This is a genomic window from Spongiibacter sp. IMCC21906, from assembly GCF_001010805.1.
In the GTDB taxonomy this organism is placed as follows: Bacteria; Pseudomonadota; Gammaproteobacteria; order Pseudomonadales; family Spongiibacteraceae; genus Spongiibacter.
In genome coordinates this window covers 1,087,239-1,105,798 of record NZ_CP011477.1, presented here as the reverse complement: position 1 = coordinate 1,105,798, position 18,560 = coordinate 1,087,239, and the positions used below count along the sequence as shown (strand labels likewise).

14 protein-coding genes are annotated in these 18,560 nt (G+C 48.6%); 8 read left to right on the top strand and 6 right to left on the bottom strand.

Annotated features, from left to right (window positions below; translation table 11 throughout):
* The first annotated feature begins 55 nt into the window (after positions 1–55).
* Genes IMCC21906_RS05120 through IMCC21906_RS05110 form a run of 3 tightly spaced genes read left to right on the top strand, consistent with a single transcriptional unit; the run spans position 56 to position 1,715 of the window.
* Complete coding sequence (locus IMCC21906_RS05120) at positions 56–835, top strand: hypothetical protein (RefSeq protein ID WP_047011269.1); 780 nt, start codon at positions 56–58, stop codon at positions 833–835.
* A complete protein-coding gene (locus tag IMCC21906_RS05115) occupies positions 835–1,443 on the top strand; it encodes a cytochrome c oxidase subunit 3 (protein WP_047011268.1) in 609 nt (202 codons plus the stop codon). Before IMCC21906_RS05120 ends, IMCC21906_RS05115 begins: the two co-directional genes overlap by 1 nt.
* Complete coding sequence (locus IMCC21906_RS05110) at positions 1,443–1,715, top strand: cytochrome C oxidase subunit IV family protein (protein ID WP_047011267.1); 273 nt, start codon at positions 1,443–1,445, stop codon at positions 1,713–1,715. The genes IMCC21906_RS05115 and IMCC21906_RS05110 overlap by 1 nt, the downstream gene beginning before the upstream one ends.
* Before the next feature lie 708 nt (positions 1,716–2,423).
* On the opposite strand, the gene IMCC21906_RS05105 is transcribed toward IMCC21906_RS05110, so the two are convergent.
* Together IMCC21906_RS05105 and IMCC21906_RS05100 are read right to left on the bottom strand one after the other, a co-directional pair.
* On the bottom strand, positions 2,424–3,296 hold the full coding sequence (locus tag IMCC21906_RS05105; protein ID WP_047011266.1) for a hypothetical protein: 873 nt from the start codon (positions 3,294–3,296) through the stop codon (positions 2,424–2,426).
* 105 nt (positions 3,297–3,401) lie between these two features.
* Positions 3,402–5,705 carry a TonB-dependent receptor gene (locus IMCC21906_RS05100; protein ID WP_047011265.1) on the bottom strand — a complete coding sequence of 768 codons (2,304 nt, stop codon included), beginning with the start codon at positions 5,703–5,705 and terminating at the stop codon, positions 3,402–3,404.
* A 635-nt stretch (positions 5,706–6,340) separates the two neighbouring features.
* On the opposite strand from IMCC21906_RS05100, the gene IMCC21906_RS16250 reads away from it, so the two are divergent.
* Both IMCC21906_RS16250 and IMCC21906_RS05090 read left to right on the top strand, forming a co-directional pair.
* Entirely contained in the window at positions 6,341–7,078 is a 738-nt protein-coding gene (locus IMCC21906_RS16250) for a TetR/AcrR family transcriptional regulator (protein WP_231580319.1), read from the top strand.
* Positions 7,079–7,228: 150 nt separating this feature from the next.
* On the top strand, positions 7,229–8,029 hold the full coding sequence (locus tag IMCC21906_RS05090) for a hypothetical protein (protein ID WP_231580343.1): 801 nt from the start codon (positions 7,229–7,231) through the stop codon (positions 8,027–8,029).
* 94 nt (positions 8,030–8,123) lie between these two features.
* On the opposite strand, the gene IMCC21906_RS05085 is transcribed toward IMCC21906_RS05090, so the two are convergent.
* From IMCC21906_RS05085 to IMCC21906_RS05070, 4 genes are read right to left on the bottom strand one after another with little or no spacing between them, the layout of a single operon-like run.
* Positions 8,124–9,461, bottom strand: a complete 1,338-nt coding sequence (locus tag IMCC21906_RS05085; RefSeq protein ID WP_047011263.1) for an HlyD family secretion protein — start codon at positions 9,459–9,461, stop codon at positions 8,124–8,126.
* Positions 9,455–10,774, bottom strand: a complete 1,320-nt coding sequence (locus IMCC21906_RS05080) for a glycosyltransferase (protein ID WP_047011262.1) — start codon at positions 10,772–10,774, stop codon at positions 9,455–9,457. Before IMCC21906_RS05080 ends, IMCC21906_RS05085 begins: the two co-directional genes overlap by 7 nt.
* 23 nt (positions 10,775–10,797) lie before the next feature.
* The gene (locus IMCC21906_RS05075; RefSeq protein ID WP_047011261.1) at positions 10,798–12,219 is read right to left on the bottom strand and encodes a hypothetical protein; all 1,422 of its coding nucleotides are present in this window, start codon (positions 12,217–12,219) and stop codon (positions 10,798–10,800) included.
* A 28-nt stretch (positions 12,220–12,247) separates the two neighbouring features.
* Positions 12,248–13,663, bottom strand: a complete 1,416-nt coding sequence (locus IMCC21906_RS05070) for a TolC family protein (RefSeq protein WP_156165990.1) — start codon at positions 13,661–13,663, stop codon at positions 12,248–12,250.
* Positions 13,664–14,425: 762 nt separating this feature from the next.
* Here IMCC21906_RS05070 and IMCC21906_RS05065 point away from each other — a divergent pair.
* The 3 genes from IMCC21906_RS05065 to IMCC21906_RS05055 all read left to right on the top strand — a co-directional run bounded on the left by IMCC21906_RS05065 (position 14,426) and on the right by IMCC21906_RS05055 (position 18,376).
* Positions 14,426–15,115: a hypothetical protein gene (locus tag IMCC21906_RS05065; RefSeq protein WP_047011259.1), complete on the top strand. Its 690-nt coding sequence runs from the start codon at positions 14,426–14,428 to the stop codon at positions 15,113–15,115.
* Between the two features lie 224 nt (positions 15,116–15,339).
* Complete coding sequence (gene glmS / locus IMCC21906_RS05060) at positions 15,340–17,169, top strand: glutamine--fructose-6-phosphate transaminase (isomerizing) (protein WP_047011258.1); 1,830 nt, start codon at positions 15,340–15,342, stop codon at positions 17,167–17,169.
* A gap of 13 nt (positions 17,170–17,182) precedes the next feature.
* On the top strand, positions 17,183–18,376 hold the full coding sequence (locus IMCC21906_RS05055) for a hypothetical protein (protein WP_047011257.1): 1,194 nt from the start codon (positions 17,183–17,185) through the stop codon (positions 18,374–18,376).
* The last annotated feature ends 184 nt before the right edge of the window (positions 18,377–18,560 follow it).

Sequence of the window (18,560 nt, the reverse complement as noted above, 5' to 3'; positions counted from 1 at the left end):
CATATAAACAAAAAAATGCCTGACAAGCTGACCGTACATCTCGAGGAGACATACCATGAACCCAATGTCGCATTTGGATAACGAAGAATATTTTAAGTACTGGCGCGTGTGTTGTGCGATGGGGCCTACTTTTCTCGCCTGCTTTCTTATTTTCTGGGGGGCATTGGGCTTCAACGTTCCCCCCATTCCCGCTGACTGGACCGCAGACCAAATGGCCGCGCATTTCCGTGAGCACTACAATGAAACCCGAGCAGGTATGGCTGGCGCCATGCTTTTTGGTGTGCTTTATCTGCCTTGGACACTGTCCATCACCAAGGTAATGCAATGGATCAACCCTAACAAAAACGACATGATGTCTACCTTGCAAATGTGGGGCGGCGGTCTCACCGTTGTACCTCTGGTGACCTCTTCCGTTTTCTGGCTTACCGCGTCCTACCGCCCCCACGAATTGCCGCCCTTTATGCTACAAATGCTGTACGACCAAGGCTGGCTGCTCATTGATATGTTCTACGCTATTACCACCATCCCGATGGTTGCCATTGGTGTTGCAGGGCTGACAGATCAACGTGCAAATCGCTTATTCCCACGCTGGGCTTGCTGGTTCTCCATCTGGGCAGGTATCAGCTTTTTGTTTGAACTGCTTATGCCTTTCTTCAAAACCGGTCTTTTTGCTCGCCAAGGCTGGCTCAACTTCTGGGTAGAATTTCTTGTTTGGTTCTTTTATATACTGATCACTTCCTATTACGTTTGGAAAGCGATTCCTCGCCTTCGCGAAGAGCGCGCAGCCATGCTGGGCCTAAACGATAAAACAGCAGCCAATACAGACCCAGCATAATGAGTAATAACTTACACAGCCCACAAGGGGCGTCCTCCTCGGACGCCCCTTCTCTAAAAGAAGAAATCATCTCTGGCATTCATTTTTTTATCATTGCCGACATTATTGTATTTGCCGCTCTGTTTGCGGGTTTTATGGTAGAGCGCGCAGCCGATGTTGAAACCTTTAACCAGTCTGCACAAACATTAAGCCCCTGGGCAGGCATCATCAACATGCTGATCCTTGTCACCAGCGGCCTATTTGTTGTGCTCGCCGTTAACGCTGCCAGGGAAGGTAACAAAGCCAAAACTCGAAACTGGGTTGCCCTTGCCGCCGTAGTAGGCTCAGGTTTTGGCGTCAGCAAAGTGATTGAATACAGTGACAAAATCAGTCATGGCATCACCATGCACAGCAATGATTTTTACATGTTTTACTTCACGTTAACTGGCGCCCACTTTTTGCACTTTATTGGCGGCATGGTGGCGCTTATCTTTATCTGGTTTGCAGCCAAGAACGAAAAAGTAGACGGCAAATTTTTCAACACCATTGAATCAGTCGCACTCTATTGGCACATGGTTGACCTGCTCTGGATATTTATCTTTCCGCTGCTATATCTACTGGGGGCTTAATGAATCACAAACATGTCTCTTCAAAACAGGCGGTAGGCATCTGGCTTTTCTTGGTTGTCGCCAGTATCAGCGTTGCCTGGCTGGGAGATCACCATGGTATTTTTGGTGCCTGGACTGTTGTTGCCGTCGTTTTAGTTGCCGCAATAAAAGCCAGAGCCATTATTTTATATTATATGGATGTTAAGTTTGCACCCCTGCAACTACGCCTACCCTTTGAACTTTGGCTACTAGCTTGCACTGGGATTATCCTTGGATTTTGGTACATAAGTTAAAAAAAGAGAGAGGGGTAAAAACACTCCCTCTCAAGCTCATCAATTGATATTCAATCCAAGACACCCATAAGATTTAATAACCTCTGCCCAAGCTGCGGCACTATCCGAGACCTCACTTAAAGTCCTAGAAAGGCGGCCACAGGAAACTAGCCCTACCTATCATCAAACCTAGCAATCAATACCGCCAACACCCCGCTAAGCACTTTAGACTCCCCCCGAAGACGAGACATCAAAGCCTGGCTAGATTGGTGGTGGCAACCTCTCTTAAAACGACAACTATTGCCAACCAGACTTCCCCTGAATCCTGGATGCTTCCGCGCTATTTTTGGACTTCCCAGGGTAATCCCCCCGAGCCGCTATACTTGCACCAAGCAATCTGACGCAGCCCATAGCAAAACAACCACCTCAACTCAGCCCCACACACAAACCAATGCGAATACTAACGACGCCGAGTTACATGTGAGTCAGGTTTTTCATTTTTGAACCGAGGACAGTCACCGCTAAGGGGATATAAAACAGGCATCAACGTGACAAAATTAAATTAGGGAAAATAGAAAGGAATGAGGAAAGTTAGCAACCAACAATTCAGGGTCAACATTTAATACCTGTAATGGAGGCAGGCATTTTCACAGCAGTTTTGCAGGCACAAAAAAAGCGAGAGGCTTTCGCCCCTCGCCTTATATTGTACGCATCAAGATACCTTACAAATTATATACCCAGCGGCTGGGTCAACAGGGGGATGCCCGGAATAACAGAGTTACCACCCGAACCATTCAAACCCTGCATCAAGATGGTTCCACCATTGGAGATATACTCCAAAACCCCAGCTGGGTTCTCTAATAACACAGCAACAATAGGGGCCGCGCCCACTGCAGCATTAATACCCAGCTCATTGACGGTAGATAATACAGCATCCGGGTTACTGAGAACTCCTGGTACCAATTGTGTGACTGTCGAAGTAATATTAGTCAACTGCATAAGCTCAGCACCGTCTGGCAAAAGACGTGGCAGGAAGTCTCCGGCAAGAATGAACTCCAAAGCAGGCCCAACAGCTGGAATGGAAGCCAAGCCAGAACCTCCGCCCAGAAGATCACCTACAACAGGAATGCCACCACCTGATAGCAGATCAAGGCCGGGCAAACCGCCATCTAGCAGGCCACCAACAACGGGAATACCACCACCTAATAGATCGCCACCAAGCAGGCCACCAACAACGGGAATACCACCACCTAATAGATCGCCACCCAGCAGACCACCAACAACGGGAATACCACCACCCAATAGATCGCCACCAAGCAGGCCACCAACAACGGGAATACCACCACCCAATAGATCGCCACCAAGCAGGCCACCAACAACGGGAATACCACCACCTAATAGATCGCCACCCAGCAGGCCACCAACAACGGGAATACCACCACCTAATAGATCGCCACCAAGCAGGCCACCAACAACGGGAATACCACCACCTAATAGATCGCCACCAAGCAGGCCACCAACAACAGGAATCTGTGCATGGCTAGGCGCAGAACACACCATTGCCACACCGGCAGCTAAGATAGATTTTTTAAATGCGTTCATTATTTATTTGCTCCAAATTAGATTACGTACCAATAGTACTGCCTTGGGTATTTAAAGGCTGTGATGCCGCTCACAAATCTAACGACACAGCACAGCCTCAAAGACTTAGTACTTATACTCGATACCAACGCCATACATTCTGGGGCGCGCATAACTCTCACCCACACCAAAGTCCTGACGGAACCTTTGCAAATGACTTACCCCATTATTCAGGTTAGAACCATAAGCATAGAGCTTTAAATTTGTCTCTGGATCGTAGAGGCTCGCCCGGGCAGAGGTCTTATAGTATTCCTCTTCCTCAACGTTGTTATTTGGGTTAAACCAAAAACCTGAGTTGTAGTAAGCACCTACACCAACCTCACCTTCAAAGCGTGACACATTGAAAGAGTAGGCAACATCCAAGGTACCACTGAAATCAGGCGTACGAACGGTATCCTTACCAGCACAATCAAAGGTTCTCTGCAGACCCGTATCTGGATCAAAACCAGTACATTCAAATTCTTTGTACTCGCCATCCAAGAAGGTTCCTGCAAAGGTGAGCCGCAAACCATCAATCAAACCAGTATAGGTAATTTCAGCCTCAGCCCCATCAATACCATATTCACCAGAGTTCTCCAGGCGCGTAACACCACCACTGGCCAACGATAGAATTTGAGCGTGACCGTTTTTAACCGTAGTGGTAAATACCGACACATTGGTTCGCAAATCCCCGTCCAACCAGTCTGCCTTCAAACCGATTTCGTGGGACGTAGCTTCTTCAGGCTCGATAGCCTCCGGGGGCGCATTGATGTTCAAGGCATTATAGTTACCCGATTTAAAGCCGGTAGAGTAACTATAGTACAGCATCGAGGTGTCGTTATAGCGCCAATCGACACCGGCACTGGGGGTAAAGTCAGTCCACGAGCTCTCTTCAGACGGGTAATCAATCGCCCGTATAAAATCGGTGGTCCCCAAAATGGGCAAGCCCTGAACCCGGGCATCTACATAGGACTCTGTGATTGTGCGGGTTTCGTCAGAATAGCGTCCACCGAGGCGGGCAGAAATGGTGTCGGTAATATCAAACGTGAACTCGGCAAAGGCCGCAAAGGCCTCAGTGTCAACGCCACCATAGAGCCTCAGGTTAACCGTTTCAGTATTCGACAAACCCAGCGCGCCAAGCCCCAGCTCACCAAGCAGGTCGTTGAAGACCGTTAAATCGATACCAGTCACACCCTGAACAGCAACAAGCCCATCCACATAGAGGGGGGTACCTTGATCCTTAAACGTATCTTCCAGATACACACCACCTACCCAGGAAAGCCAGTCCGGGCCTCTTTCCGACGAGTTAAATACAATTTCCAGGGAGTCGGTGTCAGCGGTATTGGGTGTCGCCTCAATGATCAACACCTTCTCTTTGGACAGGTCAAAGTCCCAAAAGATATCACTGATAAACTCAGTGCGGCCAAATAACACCTTGGTATTCACCCACTCATTGAGAATATCAAAGGAAAGCTGAGTCGCAGTGGACTCCATCTGGGTAAACACCTCAGTACCAACACCTGTTTCCCAGGTTTTATCGTTCTCTGTCAAAACCGCTTCAAATGCAGGCGAGACATCCGCGTTGGTGAGCGGAACACCATCGGCAGAAGTATGACGGATCTTATATTGGCTAGCGTTAATTTCGAGCCAATCAGTAGGTGTCCAACGGGCCGCAAACTTATACCCCCGGTCATCATAGTCTTTATGCTTTTGCGAGGGGTCTGGTGTATACGTCAAATAGGTTTCACGGTTGGTATACAGACCAGAAACACTAAGTGCCAAGTTATCGTTAACAGGGCCTGACAAATGCAGCTTACCTTTCAGCATATTGTAATTACCGCCTTCAATACTGGCGAGTACTTCATTATCCTGAAATGATGGCTTTTTGGTTTCAACAACAATCGCCCCACCGACAGCGTTACGGCCGTAAAGCGTACCTTGTGGACCTTTAAAAACATTTACTGACTCAACTATCCCTAGTGACTGGGCCTGACTCGAGGTGTAAGTGATATAAAGGCCATCGATATAGGTTGCCACACTGGAATCGATCGGCCCCTGAAAGGAGTCCGTACCGATACCACGAAGGAAGATCATGCTGTAACTTGCCATTTCACTCACGATCAAACCAGGAGTGACGTTCTGCAAGTCCTTGATATCCGCGATACCCGCAGAATTCAGAGCATCGCCACTGAAGGCCGAAATACTGGTCGAAACATCCTGGGTATTTGCCGAGGTCTTACGCGCAGAGACCACGACTTCTTCGAGCTTGGACGATTGCGCAAACGTTAACGGTGAAACTGCGGCAACGGCTAAAGAAAGCCCCGCAACTTTCCAACAACGACTCGCGATAAATCGTGCTCCACCCCTAGAGCTTAGTGATTTTATAGTCATTTAATATTCCTCAAAAATGAAAACTCCCACCCTCTGATTCAAAAGCGTGAGGTTGAGCTTTATTATCCTTTCTGTAGTGGGCTAGAACGAACACGGACAATATTGTTGTAGGTATGCCGTAAGCATGCCTAACCCTCAGCGTGCAAATTACTTGATATTGATTTGCTAGTCAATAATAAAGAAGAAAGCCAGACGACGATAAGGCGGCAATTCACCTCTAAAAACGTGAACCGCATCACAAAAAACAAGCAATACCATGCCTACAGCCCTCGAAAATATAACGGGAGGCTAAAGATAATATAACGGGACAAAAATTTTATTGACTTAAACGTTAATATAGGTAAGCTATAGCCATATTCATAAAAACCAATCTGTACTGCCTTCAATTCAGACCGAATCAAATGGCGGCACAGGGCGAAAAACACACAACTAAGTCAACGTGATTTAGCCAAGACCAATATAGTACCAACTGAGAGATACTAAAGGGGAGCCAGTGCTCACCCCATCAGCGCAAGCAATAACTGCTAGCGCCAGATAAGACCACCCTTGGCGGCTGCATGGTTAAGGTAGTAATCACTACCCTGCGATGCAGCCGCATTTTTAATACAATCTCTTACAACAGAAGGGTTCCGCTCATGGGGGACGATACCAGATCAGCAGCACCTCCGGGGTCGCCTTATTATCCAGATTCAGCTATGATTCCGGGAAGCTTATCCCCACTGAATCAGGATTATCGAGAACTGAAATTGCCTGTAACAGAGAAAGCCAGTCCAAAACCCCGTGCAAGGCGCATGTCTCCCGTTGAAAGGCAGGATCAAATACTTGGCTGCGCCATTAAGGCCTTTGCAAGCAAAGGGATCGACAATGCCACCCACGCCGATGTAGCTGCCTTGGCTGGCGTTTCAGTGCCTACTGTTTTTCACTATTTTTCTACAATTGAAGTGCTCCAAGAGCAGGTACTGGTTGAGGTTCGACGCTTTTTACTCGATGGTTTCGTTTTAACACGAATGCACCTACACAAGCCCAGCTATCAAATTATTGAAGAGATGCTTGTTGATTTCCGTGACGCCGTAAAAGAACACACCGAGTACATTAGAATATGGCTGGAATGGAGCGGAAGCAGTCGCGGTGCGATATGGGACCAATACCTTTCTTTTTATGACGACGCCACAAAGGCACTGAAGCGCTTAATTATGAAAGGACGCAGGGATAACTCTATCTCCCCGTCCATTAACGCCGGCGATGCTGCCAGAATTATTCTGGGGATGGCACACACTATTGCACATATGAGCTTATCGGGTAGTTCAAATAAAACCGTGCACAGCACCATCCAAGCCCTCGTACTTTCCTATATACAACCGCCGGAAGTATAGGTCCAAGGGGCAACCGCTTTACTCAAATAAATAACGTTGACACCACCCTTCAAAGTTAGCTGACTTAACAGGGTGGCATTAGTGAGCACTAACTTTCTTAAATCAGAACAATAAAACTATATCGACCTAGAGGACTGCATCGTGGGAAGAATGCCATCCAGCGTATTGCAAGGTGAACTCAGCCTTGTCTGGCAAGATATATTCACTTGGCTAAGTTGGGCCATCGTCGTGGTTATGCTGCTTATTGCTTGGCGTATGGGACGTCAGCAAAAAACTGCGTTCTATGTCATCGCTGTTCTAGCTGCTGGCGTGGGTGCCTACATCGAACCTCTCTATGATGTAGCCTTCGATTTGTGGTTTTATGACGTTCACAATGGCGAGTCTGGGGCCATGTACTCGCACTTTACTGCTTTCGGCATTGTGCAACCGATATGGACCCATAGCGGTTATATGATTTTGTATGCATCAGCTTGCCTATACGCTGGCCGCATGATGTATGAAGGGCGAATGACCGCCCCGCTACTGTTCACAATCTGGCTGGCAGAAATTGCCGTTTCCTGTGTTTTTGAAGGTATTGGCACCGCAACCAATGTTTATACCTACTACGGGCCTTATGTTTTACGCCTGTGGAATTACCCCTTGGTAATTGGCGTACTTGAGGGGACTCAGGTTATTTTGTACACCACCCTAGCCGTCCAGTTCTGGCGGCGCACAACCAGCAACTACGGCTTACTCGGTCTTTTTGCCATTTTCCCAATCACCATGATGGGTGCCAATTGCGGACTTGGCGCCCCTATTATCGTTGCCTTACATTTGTCTGAGGCTGAATTCAGTACCGGCTTTGTTTGGATATCCACCTTCCTGACAATAGGCTTGTGCGCAATTGCAGTGTACGGCGCCTCGCTGTTCACCCCCAAACCGCTGCAGGCTCAATCCAGCTTGACGACTTAACCAGGGCCTTAAAGCACATAACCTTATCCATAAAAAAACCTTGGCTAGAATGGGATAGCCAAGGTTTAATTTCAGAGCGAATACTTAAAGAACTTTACTTAGCTTCAGCCAATCGCTCCGTCTCGCCCACCGTTTTAAGCTCGCCGTTTGGTGCGGCTGGCTCTTCTACCTCATTAGCTACAGCAGCCTCTTCGATATCAGCGAGAATTGACCACCGGGGAATCCTGCCTTTTATAGGAGTACCTGAGGTCATCGCCAGCTCAGACACATCACCCTTCACGGGGCTGGCCTCCACCACTACCGCAGAGCGGTCGGCTTGATATTGCTGCCTAAACTCGTCGGGAAGCGACGCCGTAGAGGGGTAAATTTTCTTTACCAACAGCTCTATTTCAGAGCCGTCAGCACGGGCAACAGCAATACGCATATTCTCATGCAGTTTGCCTTGAGCTGCAGGAGGAAAGTATAAATACGCCCGTAACTCTTCTTTGTCCACCAACTCTACCGCTGGCTCACCGGCTCTAAGCACGTCACCCTTAGAGACAGGCACTTTGGCCACCGTGCCAGTCGTTGGCGCCCGCAATTCAAGGGCATCAAGCTGATCTTCAATTGAGGCATGCAGCTGCTTTAAGGAAGATAGGCGCTCGGACAGCTCAGGCGCATCACTCCCCTCGGTACTGCTGCGCAAATTGGCAAGCTGACTGCGGGTAGACCGTAACTCTGCCTCTACCCCTTTATACTCAGACCAGGTTTTATTGTGCTGGGCTTGCAGTTGGTCGATATTGCCTTGCTGACTCGCGCCCTTCTGCACCAATTCACGCAGCGCGTTCAACTGCTGCGTTTCCTGAAAATACTGAGACTCTAAATACTGCATTTGCGCCGACAAAGCATCTCGACTGGCCCGTAGCTGTGACTCATTACCACTGCTAGTCACCGACTGTTGAGCCAAATCACTTTGCAAACGAGCAATCTCAGCCTCGTTTTTTGCCAACGTCTGTACCAATGCCGGCGAGCTTAACTTAACCAGCAGCTGGCCCTCCTTGACGGTATCGGACGGGCTGACATAAATCTCCTGTATCGACACCGTATCCGAAGGCGACACATTATATTGCTTGCCGCTCACAAAGCCGTCTGCGGAATACCAAAAAAAATTCATATACACAAAACGGGCAGCAATAAAAACAATAGCCATCAATATGGCAAAGTAAATCCATTTACCCCACTGTGGCTTTTTAGGCATGGCCACCTCCAAGGCTGCAGGCGCCACGCCTTGACTTGCCGTATGCCACTGACGCCAAGGCTTAGCCTCCAGTCCTCCGCCAGCTTGCCGGGCAGCGACCGGTGGCGACTTTCGCCCACCCCTGCTGACCGGCTTGCTATTTTGCCGACGGGGATAGCCACTTCTGGCATCACTACTCAACATTTTATCTACCATGGATCGTATATCCTTGATTGTTTCTGAACATGTTCGGGCACGTACGATTCTTTATAAGAAGTGCGGAAAAAGTACTCATCTGCATAAGCAATAAGTCTCACCACACGAAGGTAAAAACCCATAAAAAAACCGTACAAGGGAATATAAGGAAACATTTTCAAGTCAGTCCAAGGTCGCTCACTGAGCGCCAAGGCGACAATAAAATGCAGGTAATTTATCGCGGTGTACAAGATCAACACCACCAACATTAGTTGATAGAAAATATCACTGTGATACATGTACATATAAATAATATAAATAGGAAACGTCAGACCCAATACCAGTTGATACAACACCGTATCGATATTGGCGATCAAATTGCGAACGTCGAAGGGACGCCGAAAAGGATTAAATAACCAACCGTATTTACGCACATGAAAACGAATCATGCTGCGATTCCAGCGTAGCTGCTGACGATAATATGGCCACCATGCATCCGGTGCATCTGTCATGCACATTGCCTCGGGAGCAAAGGCGACATCGCCACCAGCAATCCGCGCTTTTACCGTAACATCGCCATCTTCACCCGGACCCGTTTCCCAGCCACCTGTTCCAATTAGGGTAGACCGACGCAATGCACCAAAGGCACCCGAAACAATAAACAAAATACCCAGCATCGCCGACACCCGTCGACCCAAGCCAATGCCGAAGACATATTGCATAGCCTGCATACGTGTTAACAGATTCGCATCCGCATTGCGGACACGAAGATTGCCCGCCACTGCGACAACTTCAGGTCGATAAAATTCCACCAACAAATGCCAGATTGAATTGCTATCGAAGGTGGAATCGGCATCGCAAATAACAACATACTCACCCCGCGCCGCATTCAGTGCAAAGTTTGCCGCAGAAGACTTGCCACCCCGCATGCGGTGCTCAAAGTACCGCACCCAACCACGTCGAGCTAACTTTCGGCCTACCTCACCCATACCATCACTGGAGCCATCATTAACCACAATAATTTCGTAGTTTGGGTAGTTCTGCTCCCGCAACGACAACACCGTTGTCTCCAAGGTTTCTCGCTCATTAAAACCAGGTAACAACACCGAGACAAACGGTGGATTACGATGCAATTCCTCTCGAAAGGCGGCTTTCTCTTTTGGCTCCGGTCGCATTGCTAAAAACAGCGCGAAGAACTCGGTCAGCAAATACCTGGGAATTGATAGTAATAAAAAAGGCCAGAGCAACATCACCAAATGCTGGGGCGACATGGCAAACAACATGCCGATACTGGCCTCTACATACTCAATAGCGCTATTGATTAGCTCATACATTGACACTTACCGTCCCTGATTCATCAAGCTGAAGCCGTCAACGGCTCATCACCACTGACGCAGCTTACCGACAAGTGCATTGCGCCCCGGTCAAGTACGAAATCTTCCAAGGCCTGAGCGCTTGGCACCTCTTCGATATCATGGGCGGGTAGCAGCAGTAAAAACTCATTGTCACTGGTATTCACCACAACATCTGAATCACGCAGTATGCCCCTGAGTATTTCTCTGGTTTTAGCCAAAAGCTCCTCAAGACGTTCTTTATCAACATCATTTACTAACAACAAGGCTTTATAAATCGTCATTGGCCGTCCACTTTGCTGGGCCAACTCAACTACTTTAAACGCAAGTTCCTTAGAGTAATCGCTATCTACTGGAGACGCGCCATCAAGATCTGAAAATGGCATAGGTGGTTCCATCAGCATTTCGCTTTCCAACGCAGATGGTCCCCAGCGGCCTTTACGAGCAACCTCTGCACCACTCTGGCCAACGGCGTAATTACATATTTGTTCGGCCACCAAGTCACCGGGCGAATGATACTCGTTGCAATCAGCACACCATGCCGCAAGCTCGGGTTCTGTTGCCCAATGGTTACACTGTCGGCAAATAGCAAAGCGGCCAGGACGGTTGTACTCCACACCGATATGACGAAGCCCCCCCGAACATTTAGGGCACTGGCTGGCGCCACTCGCATTGAATTCTGATTCGGGCGCAACATAGCCACAGCGAAAATGATGGATAGACTCCTCTACCCCTAAATGACTAGAACCGCATTCTGGGCAGAGCTCTTTAACCGGAACGCGATAGCCATTACACGATGGACAGGTAAAAACCCGGTCCACATGCCGGGCATCTAACAGATCCCTAATCGCAAGCTCTTGTAACAACGATGACGTTTCGAGGGTGTCGCACTGCAACAGCGTTTCCGCTAAAGGAAAGCGATAGGCGATAGGGCTTTCTGGATCGACATCGGCTTCAACATCACGACCTCGGGTATAAAGAAACTGCAACAGAGTAATAGCGCTATCCCGTGGTGACCGGTGCAAGCGATTAATATGGGTAGACAAAACCGCCAGGCTACGAGCCACCCCCAGCAAATCTTGACGCTGGGGTCGTGGCGGCAAAACCACATCAGCAAGATGAAGAATATCCGCCGTCAACGCATCGGCGTTGAGACCAATGACCGCAATAGGACGCAAGGCCGAAAAACCTTCGCGCTGCTCTTGCAGTATTTGTTCGATCTTGATTTGGTCGTAACCCACAATCACGAGCGGCACTACACCTTCATCCAAGTCACCCAGCTCTATCACTGGGTTACCCAGCACAGACTTCACGGCATCGGCCTCGTCAGTGCCCCGCTCAAACTCCCGCAGTTCTAACATTTCATAACTGCCAAGCTCCGCATTATCGTTACTTTGTACATTGCGTTTGCTTACTGAAAGAACCATGTCACCAATCCTATTTGCTATTTAAATTTCAGTTGCCTGCAATTTCGTCGCAAGACACGTATGGCGCACATAAAGACCGACTGCTTTGGGCATTTCCAGTGCGCGCATTAGCCTGCAAATACTCAGGGCTTAACAACCCCCAAGTCAGCGCGTCGGTTACCCATACCGCACGTTTTTCCCACACATTTGCCACCGCGGTCCAAAACACTGCCGCTTGCATATCCACTTCCCAAGGTTCTGGCGCTTGACCTGAGCCGGGCGAACCAGCGCGACGACGAAGCTTTGATAACAGCGCTGCCTGCTGGCGCATGTTTTCTTGCGACTGATTCATTCGCGCAACGGCTTCTGCCCAGTGATCTCGCAATTCGACTAAACTGCGTTGACTATTTCGGACCGCAGCCAGTGCACCAAGTTTGGCAGCATGGGCTTCAAATTCGGCTTTTTTACGAAGATGATGCTGATTACTTCCCAGCGGCACGGTTAACTGGGCGCCATATTGTGGTCCATCTTCGGTATCAGTGCCTGACGCTGCTTGGGTTTCCTGTTCGACAAAACCGCCATACAAGCTGAGAGAAACGCCGTTGCCCCGGAGTGACTCGGCCTTTTCCTTGTAGGCCAAGGACTCTGCTTTAAGAATTTGAGCGTTCAAGTCCTGGCTAGCCAACTCGTAGATGTCATCCCCGTCTGGCGGCGTAATCGGCAGCACAGAAAAATCATTGGGCGAAGGCGGAATGTTGGGGATTAAAGACGATATCGCTTTGAGATTATTATTAATTTCGCTATGTAAAATGATCGCCTCGGCAACCTTGGTCGGTGTTGCCTTGGTAATTTCAGGCATTGCCGCCTGCTCGGAAAGCTTCAACTTGCTCTTTGCGCCCTCGATACTGGCCAAGGCATTGTTCAGCGCTTCGCGTCGGTAACCGTAAGTCCAGGCAGTTACTGCATCTTCCATTAGCCGAATAGTCGCCTCTATTGCCTTTAAGTCCACCTCGTACTCAGCGCTTTCCACTCTGGCTTTTGCACTATCGATACTGGAGCTGCGCCGCGCCAACAGATGCATTAAATCAATAGAGATTCTCGCTTCTGAATACTCCTCCAGCGCCGTGAAGCCACTACCCGAAGACGAAGATCCAGAACCCTCGGGATACCGCGTATGGCTCAACGATAATTCCAGACCCAGATCACCGCGCTCGGCGTAATAACTTTCTTTCTCGGCCTCCAGCAATGCGGCCTCTGCCATCATCTCAGGAGAGTTTTTGGCCACTTCTTTAAGCTGATCCAGAAAATTTAGCCACACTGCCTGGGGCTGGGCTTGCCGTGGCTGGCTGGCGACCGGAGTTTGCGCATCTTGCGCCGCTGCCGGCTGAGCAGCGGCAACATGAATCAACCCTGGCGCCCCCATAGCAGCTAACAGAAAAAATGATCCAAGTGGTTTCTTAATCAAGATTATTCACTCCCTTTACCTTGCAATATTGAAAAACGTTCTACTTACCAAAAAAATAGCGCTGTCGTGCAATTTGCACTGACCTACCTCTTAAACTGCGCTGTTATTGCAAATGTCCGCAATTTTAAAAAAATTCTATGTGGCCTTTTCACAGTATTCATCGCTGTAGATAACGGCTTTATTGACTACCAGCAGCGTTGACTCCCAGTAGCATTGATTACCTGCAGCGTTGACTCCCAACAGTATTGATTCCCTGCATGTTGACTCCCAACATGGCAAGTTGTATGCCAGCTATAAAATAGCGCCATTCTGCGTGGGCTAGAGGGCGATACCGGACACACAAAAATAAAATCTAAACATTTAACGAACAGGATGCGCGCAGCACTGTTGCCATCGACACACACCGAAGCCAAAATAAACCACTAAGTTATTGTTTTTATTAAAATTTAACGCGTCGCCAATTTGCGACAATACGAAAATTATTCTATTTTTTAGTCATGTTTTATTGCAACGGATGAGTAATTTTTTGGAAAAAACACCGGGAACTTTTTAAAAATTATGACAAATGTGTGATCAATTCTTGCATATACCATTATTACATTGACGATTTGGCTCGCACGCCAAAACTAAGCCAAGCTGATTAAACGCCATTGTACAGATACAAAAAATGGCCTACGCGAGGATTGAGACAGGGTGACAAACAGCAAAGTAATAAACTTCCGCACGCAGCCAACCCCGCGTCGAAAGGGACATCGATGGCAAGTGCCACTGTCGGAAATTAAAGAAGCGCTGGATTCAGAAATTGTTTTTTTTCAAAAACGCCTCGACGCCTGCGAAACAGCATCACAGTCTTTTAATGCATTAGCACAAGGAAGTTATAACGAAAATAAAGCGATGCTGTCGCCAGAAGACATCGCCGCGCTTAGTGCTGCCAGTCGCGGCCAGCTACACGAAGCAGAACGCGCGTTATACAGTGCAAAGTCAAAAATCGAACAATTGTCCGTAGAGATTGCTGATCACAATCATAGTTTAGCGACACAAGGTTTATTTCGATCACTGTTGTTATTTTTTAAAAACCGCCGCAAAGCCAATGAGCTTCAACAACGACGGGCTAGAACGGTTCGTCAACATCGGGCAGCAGAACAAAAACTTGAGGCGCTTATCGTATCGATTCGGCGACAAGAAGAGGAAAACCTCCACAGCTTTAACGACGGGGCAAACATGGATAGCAAACTGCAACAACTATACCGTCACCGCCAGTTAGCGATTTTGAGGAATTATCAACAAACCGAATTATCGATTCGACAGGATCTTCGCGAGGATATTCAAGATTTAAACGATCGTGATCGACTTCATGTATTTCATCAAAACCTGGACGAAGCCGTAACAGATCAACGACTGCAATCACAAATCAAATGGATGAAGCGCCGCAGAAAAAGCCGCTTCATTTAAAACAAGCGTCGAAACGCCGTCTTAAATCAGCGACAAATAAAGCTTTATTCAAAGACTTAGATAAAAATAAACGCCACATACTCCACTGCAAGCCCCACCACTACAGTCTAAACACTGACTGGCATACTCCTTGCCCTATGAGTTTCTAAGTATTCGGCCGCACCGTTACCACGGAATACAAAAACGGCTGTTAAACCATTGAAATAAAGCAACGAGGAATTCATATGTGCGGATTGGTTGGCGCAACGGCAAATCGAGATATTATCCCTTTCTTAGTTGACGGCCTGCGTAGTCTTGAATATCGGGGTTACGATTCAGCGGGGGTCGCTACACTTAATGGCCAAGGTCTGAAAAAAGAGCGGTCAGTTGGCAAAGTCGAAGAGCTCGCCAAACAACTTGCCTCTACTGGCATGTCGGGCACGATGGGCATTGGGCATACCCGCTGGGCAACCCATGGACGTCCAGAAGAAAACAACGCCCACCCCCATGTTTCTACCGAATTGGTTGCCGTCGTCCACAACGGCATTATTGAAAATTACGAAACGCTGCGCCGAGATCTTCAAAATCTTGGATACGACTTTGACTCACAAACCGATACCGAAGTCATTGCCCATCGGATTCACCAACACTTGCAAAGCGAAGACTCATTGCTAACAGCAATTCAAAAAACACTGCCCGAGCTTGAGGGCAGCTTTGCCATTGCGGCCATCAGTAACAACGAGCCGGGCCGTATTATTGCAGCGCGCAGAGGCAGCCCATTGGTTGTGGGCATTGGCACAGACGAAAATTTTATTGCGTCCGATGTCTCCGCGCTGTTGTCAGAAACTCAAGATTTTATTTATCTTGAAGAAGGCGATATTGCTGACATCAGCAGTCACGCGGTCACGGTCTACAATCAGTACGGCCGTATTGCGGAGCGGCCTATTCAAAAATCCACAATGACCAAGAGTGCGGTTGAAAAAGGTGATTATCCCCATTTCATGCTCAAGGAAATTTATGAGCAAAGCACCGCGCTGCGACAGACGCTCAGTCCCTATCTTGATAACGATACGCTGCAAGAATCGCGATTAGGCGACGACGCCAGTCACATTTTAGACGGTATAGAGCAAGTTCACATTTGCGCCTGTGGCACCAGTTATCATGCGGGTGTGGTTGGCAGCTATCTTTTAGAAAAGCTAGGCAAACGACCTTGTCGAGCAGAGCATGCCAGCGAGTTTCGTTATCGCTCACCTGTCGTCACCCCCAATACTTTATTTGTGGTGTTATCCCAGTCTGGCGAAACGGCAGACACATTAGCGGCCTTACGTTATGCCAAAGAGGCTGGCTATGCCGCCACCTTGTCGATATGCAATGTCGCCAGCAGCTCACTGGTAAGAGAAACTGATCTCACGTTTATCACCCAGGCAGGACCAGAAATTGGAGTAGCGTCCACAAAAGCGTTTACCACCCAGCTTATGGCAATGAATATATTGGCCATACTGTTAGCGCGCCGAAGCGGCATAGATAGCGCTGAAGAGCTGTCGCTAGTGCAATCACTGAAGCAAGCCAGCTTTGCCATTGAATCTGCCTTGGAGCTGAACAGCGAGATCAAAGACTTCGCAAAACAACTGGTGGACGTTAACCATTGCCTATTTCTAGGCCGCGGCAATATGTACCCCATTGCAATGGAAGGCGCACTAAAACTCAAAGAAATTTCCTATATTCATGCCGAAGCCTATCCCGGCGGCGAACTGAAGCACGGTCCGCTAGCATTAATTGACGACGACATGCCCATTGTCGCGGTTGCGCCGAACAATGATCTACTGCCAAAAATGAAAGCCAACCTACAAGAAGTAGAGGCCCGGGGCGGCAAGCTCCTGATTTTTGCTGACAAGAAAAGTGACTTTCAACCGAGTCCTAACAGCCGCATTTTGACGATGCCGAGTGTTGACGATTTTCTTGCGCCGATTCTTTACACCGTCCCGCTGCAATTGCTCTCTTATCACGTGGCCGTCTTTAGAGGGACCAACGTTGATCAGCCCCGCAACTTGGCTAAATCAGTGACAGTGGAATAAACCGGAGCCACAGATGATGCTAAACCGTTTATTAAAACCGCTGATGCTATTAGGCTTGCCGGTCATTACCTCAATCGTAACTGCCGAAGCGGCTAGCGACAGCAAGGCCCAAGCATGGCCCTTTAGCGGCCATAGCGCTTGGGTTTACGATACTCACAACGTACCGGGAGAGCCACGGACAGTAAGTCCAGGCTTTTTCTCGGCGGAAATAGCACGTTACAACCGCAATGCCGATCCCGGACACAAAATAAGCACCATCTACAGCTACCACGGCAGCATGGAGATGTACTGCTCCAAACACGACCCCAAGCACTGCCCGCCCGACAAGCTCATTTTAAGCTTGGCGACCGAAAGCTCAGCAGCCAATCATCAGCGCAGCAGCGTTGCCCATTATCGGCAAACATTAGGTGCCAGCGACAAGCTTCCTGAAGGAGTAGGCAGCGTGGCGATCATAGACGGCGTAGTAAACGGCCACTATGAAGGCAGCTTGAAGGGGTTTAACGAACTCTCACAAGAAGCCGCCAACGCTTTCGCTGAAAAAGTCGCCGCTGCCCTATGCCAAGATCCTAATATTGAGGGGGTGCAGTTTGATTTGGAACCCTTGGATGTCCGTAAAAAAAATGGCCAGTACTTTTTTTATAAACGGATAGCAGCGCTTTTCGCTCAAGATAACGGCCCCTGCATTGACGAAAACCACCCTCAAGGCCGTTATTTTTCGGTATTTGCGCCAGTCCATAGTCTCAAGGCCAATAGCCAAAGTGCCAAAAACCTTCAAGCCATTTTCAGCGCTCATCAAAATGGCTATTTGATCGCCCCCATCTACGATCTGGACGCCACCCCACTCGGACACTCAACCTCGGTAAAGCGCTACCGTAAACTTGCCCAACGCCAACTCGATATGCTGAACCGGTGGTCTAAGCAAGCGGAGGTTCCCTTTAAAATAGGCATTCCCGCCGCCGCCTCGGTGCATGAGTATGTTGACTGTAAAGGCCCGCCCTGCAAAAAGAAAACACCACTGCCCACGTCCCAGCTGGATTACGTTCAAGCAGTATTTACCGCCATGACTGAAACCAACATTCGAGACAATCCGTTTTTTCTAGGCAATGCGGTATGGGCCTGGAGCCGAGGCATTAGCCATGGTGGCGCCAGTTTCCATCCACAAAAGCCCAGCGACAATATGCAAGACCTTCTGGGCAGGCAACTTTAGTCGCTGAGTAACAAAGTCAAGACGAAAAGTTCACACTGAACCAACGTATGTCATTGCAGTCTGCTAATGACCGGCGCAGCTATCTCAAGCCGTTTAGACCGTGTAGTGACGGCTATTTGCGCTGTCACGCTACTGACAAAAAGTACGCACAAACAGTGACCTACAAAAGAAGCTGAAAAAAATC

Excerpts from the sequence above, each read along its gene's own strand:
- IMCC21906_RS05120 (WP_047011269.1), top strand. The coding sequence starts at position 56 with ATGAACCCAATGTCGCATTTGGATAACGAAGAATATTTTAAGTACTGG.
- IMCC21906_RS05115 (WP_047011268.1), top strand. The coding sequence starts at position 835 with ATGAGTAATAACTTACACAGCCCACAAGGGGCGTCCTCCTCGGACGCC.
- IMCC21906_RS05110 (WP_047011267.1), top strand. The coding sequence starts at position 1,443 with ATGAATCACAAACATGTCTCTTCAAAACAGGCGGTAGGCATCTGGCTT.
- IMCC21906_RS05105 (WP_047011266.1), bottom strand. The coding sequence starts at position 3,296 with ATGAACGCATTTAAAAAATCTATCTTAGCTGCCGGTGTGGCAATGGTG.
- IMCC21906_RS05100 (WP_047011265.1), bottom strand. The coding sequence starts at position 5,705 with ATGACTATAAAATCACTAAGCTCTAGGGGTGGAGCACGATTTATCGCG.
- IMCC21906_RS16250 (WP_231580319.1), top strand. The coding sequence starts at position 6,341 with ATGGGGGACGATACCAGATCAGCAGCACCTCCGGGGTCGCCTTATTAT.
- IMCC21906_RS05090 (WP_231580343.1), top strand. The coding sequence starts at position 7,229 with ATGCCATCCAGCGTATTGCAAGGTGAACTCAGCCTTGTCTGGCAAGAT.
- IMCC21906_RS05085 (WP_047011263.1), bottom strand. The coding sequence starts at position 9,461 with ATGGTAGATAAAATGTTGAGTAGTGATGCCAGAAGTGGCTATCCCCGT.
- IMCC21906_RS05080 (WP_047011262.1), bottom strand. The coding sequence starts at position 10,774 with ATGTATGAGCTAATCAATAGCGCTATTGAGTATGTAGAGGCCAGTATC.
- IMCC21906_RS05075 (WP_047011261.1), bottom strand. The coding sequence starts at position 12,219 with ATGGTTCTTTCAGTAAGCAAACGCAATGTACAAAGTAACGATAATGCG.
- glmS (WP_047011258.1), top strand. The coding sequence starts at position 15,340 with ATGTGCGGATTGGTTGGCGCAACGGCAAATCGAGATATTATCCCTTTC.
- IMCC21906_RS05055 (WP_047011257.1), top strand. The coding sequence starts at position 17,183 with ATGATGCTAAACCGTTTATTAAAACCGCTGATGCTATTAGGCTTGCCG.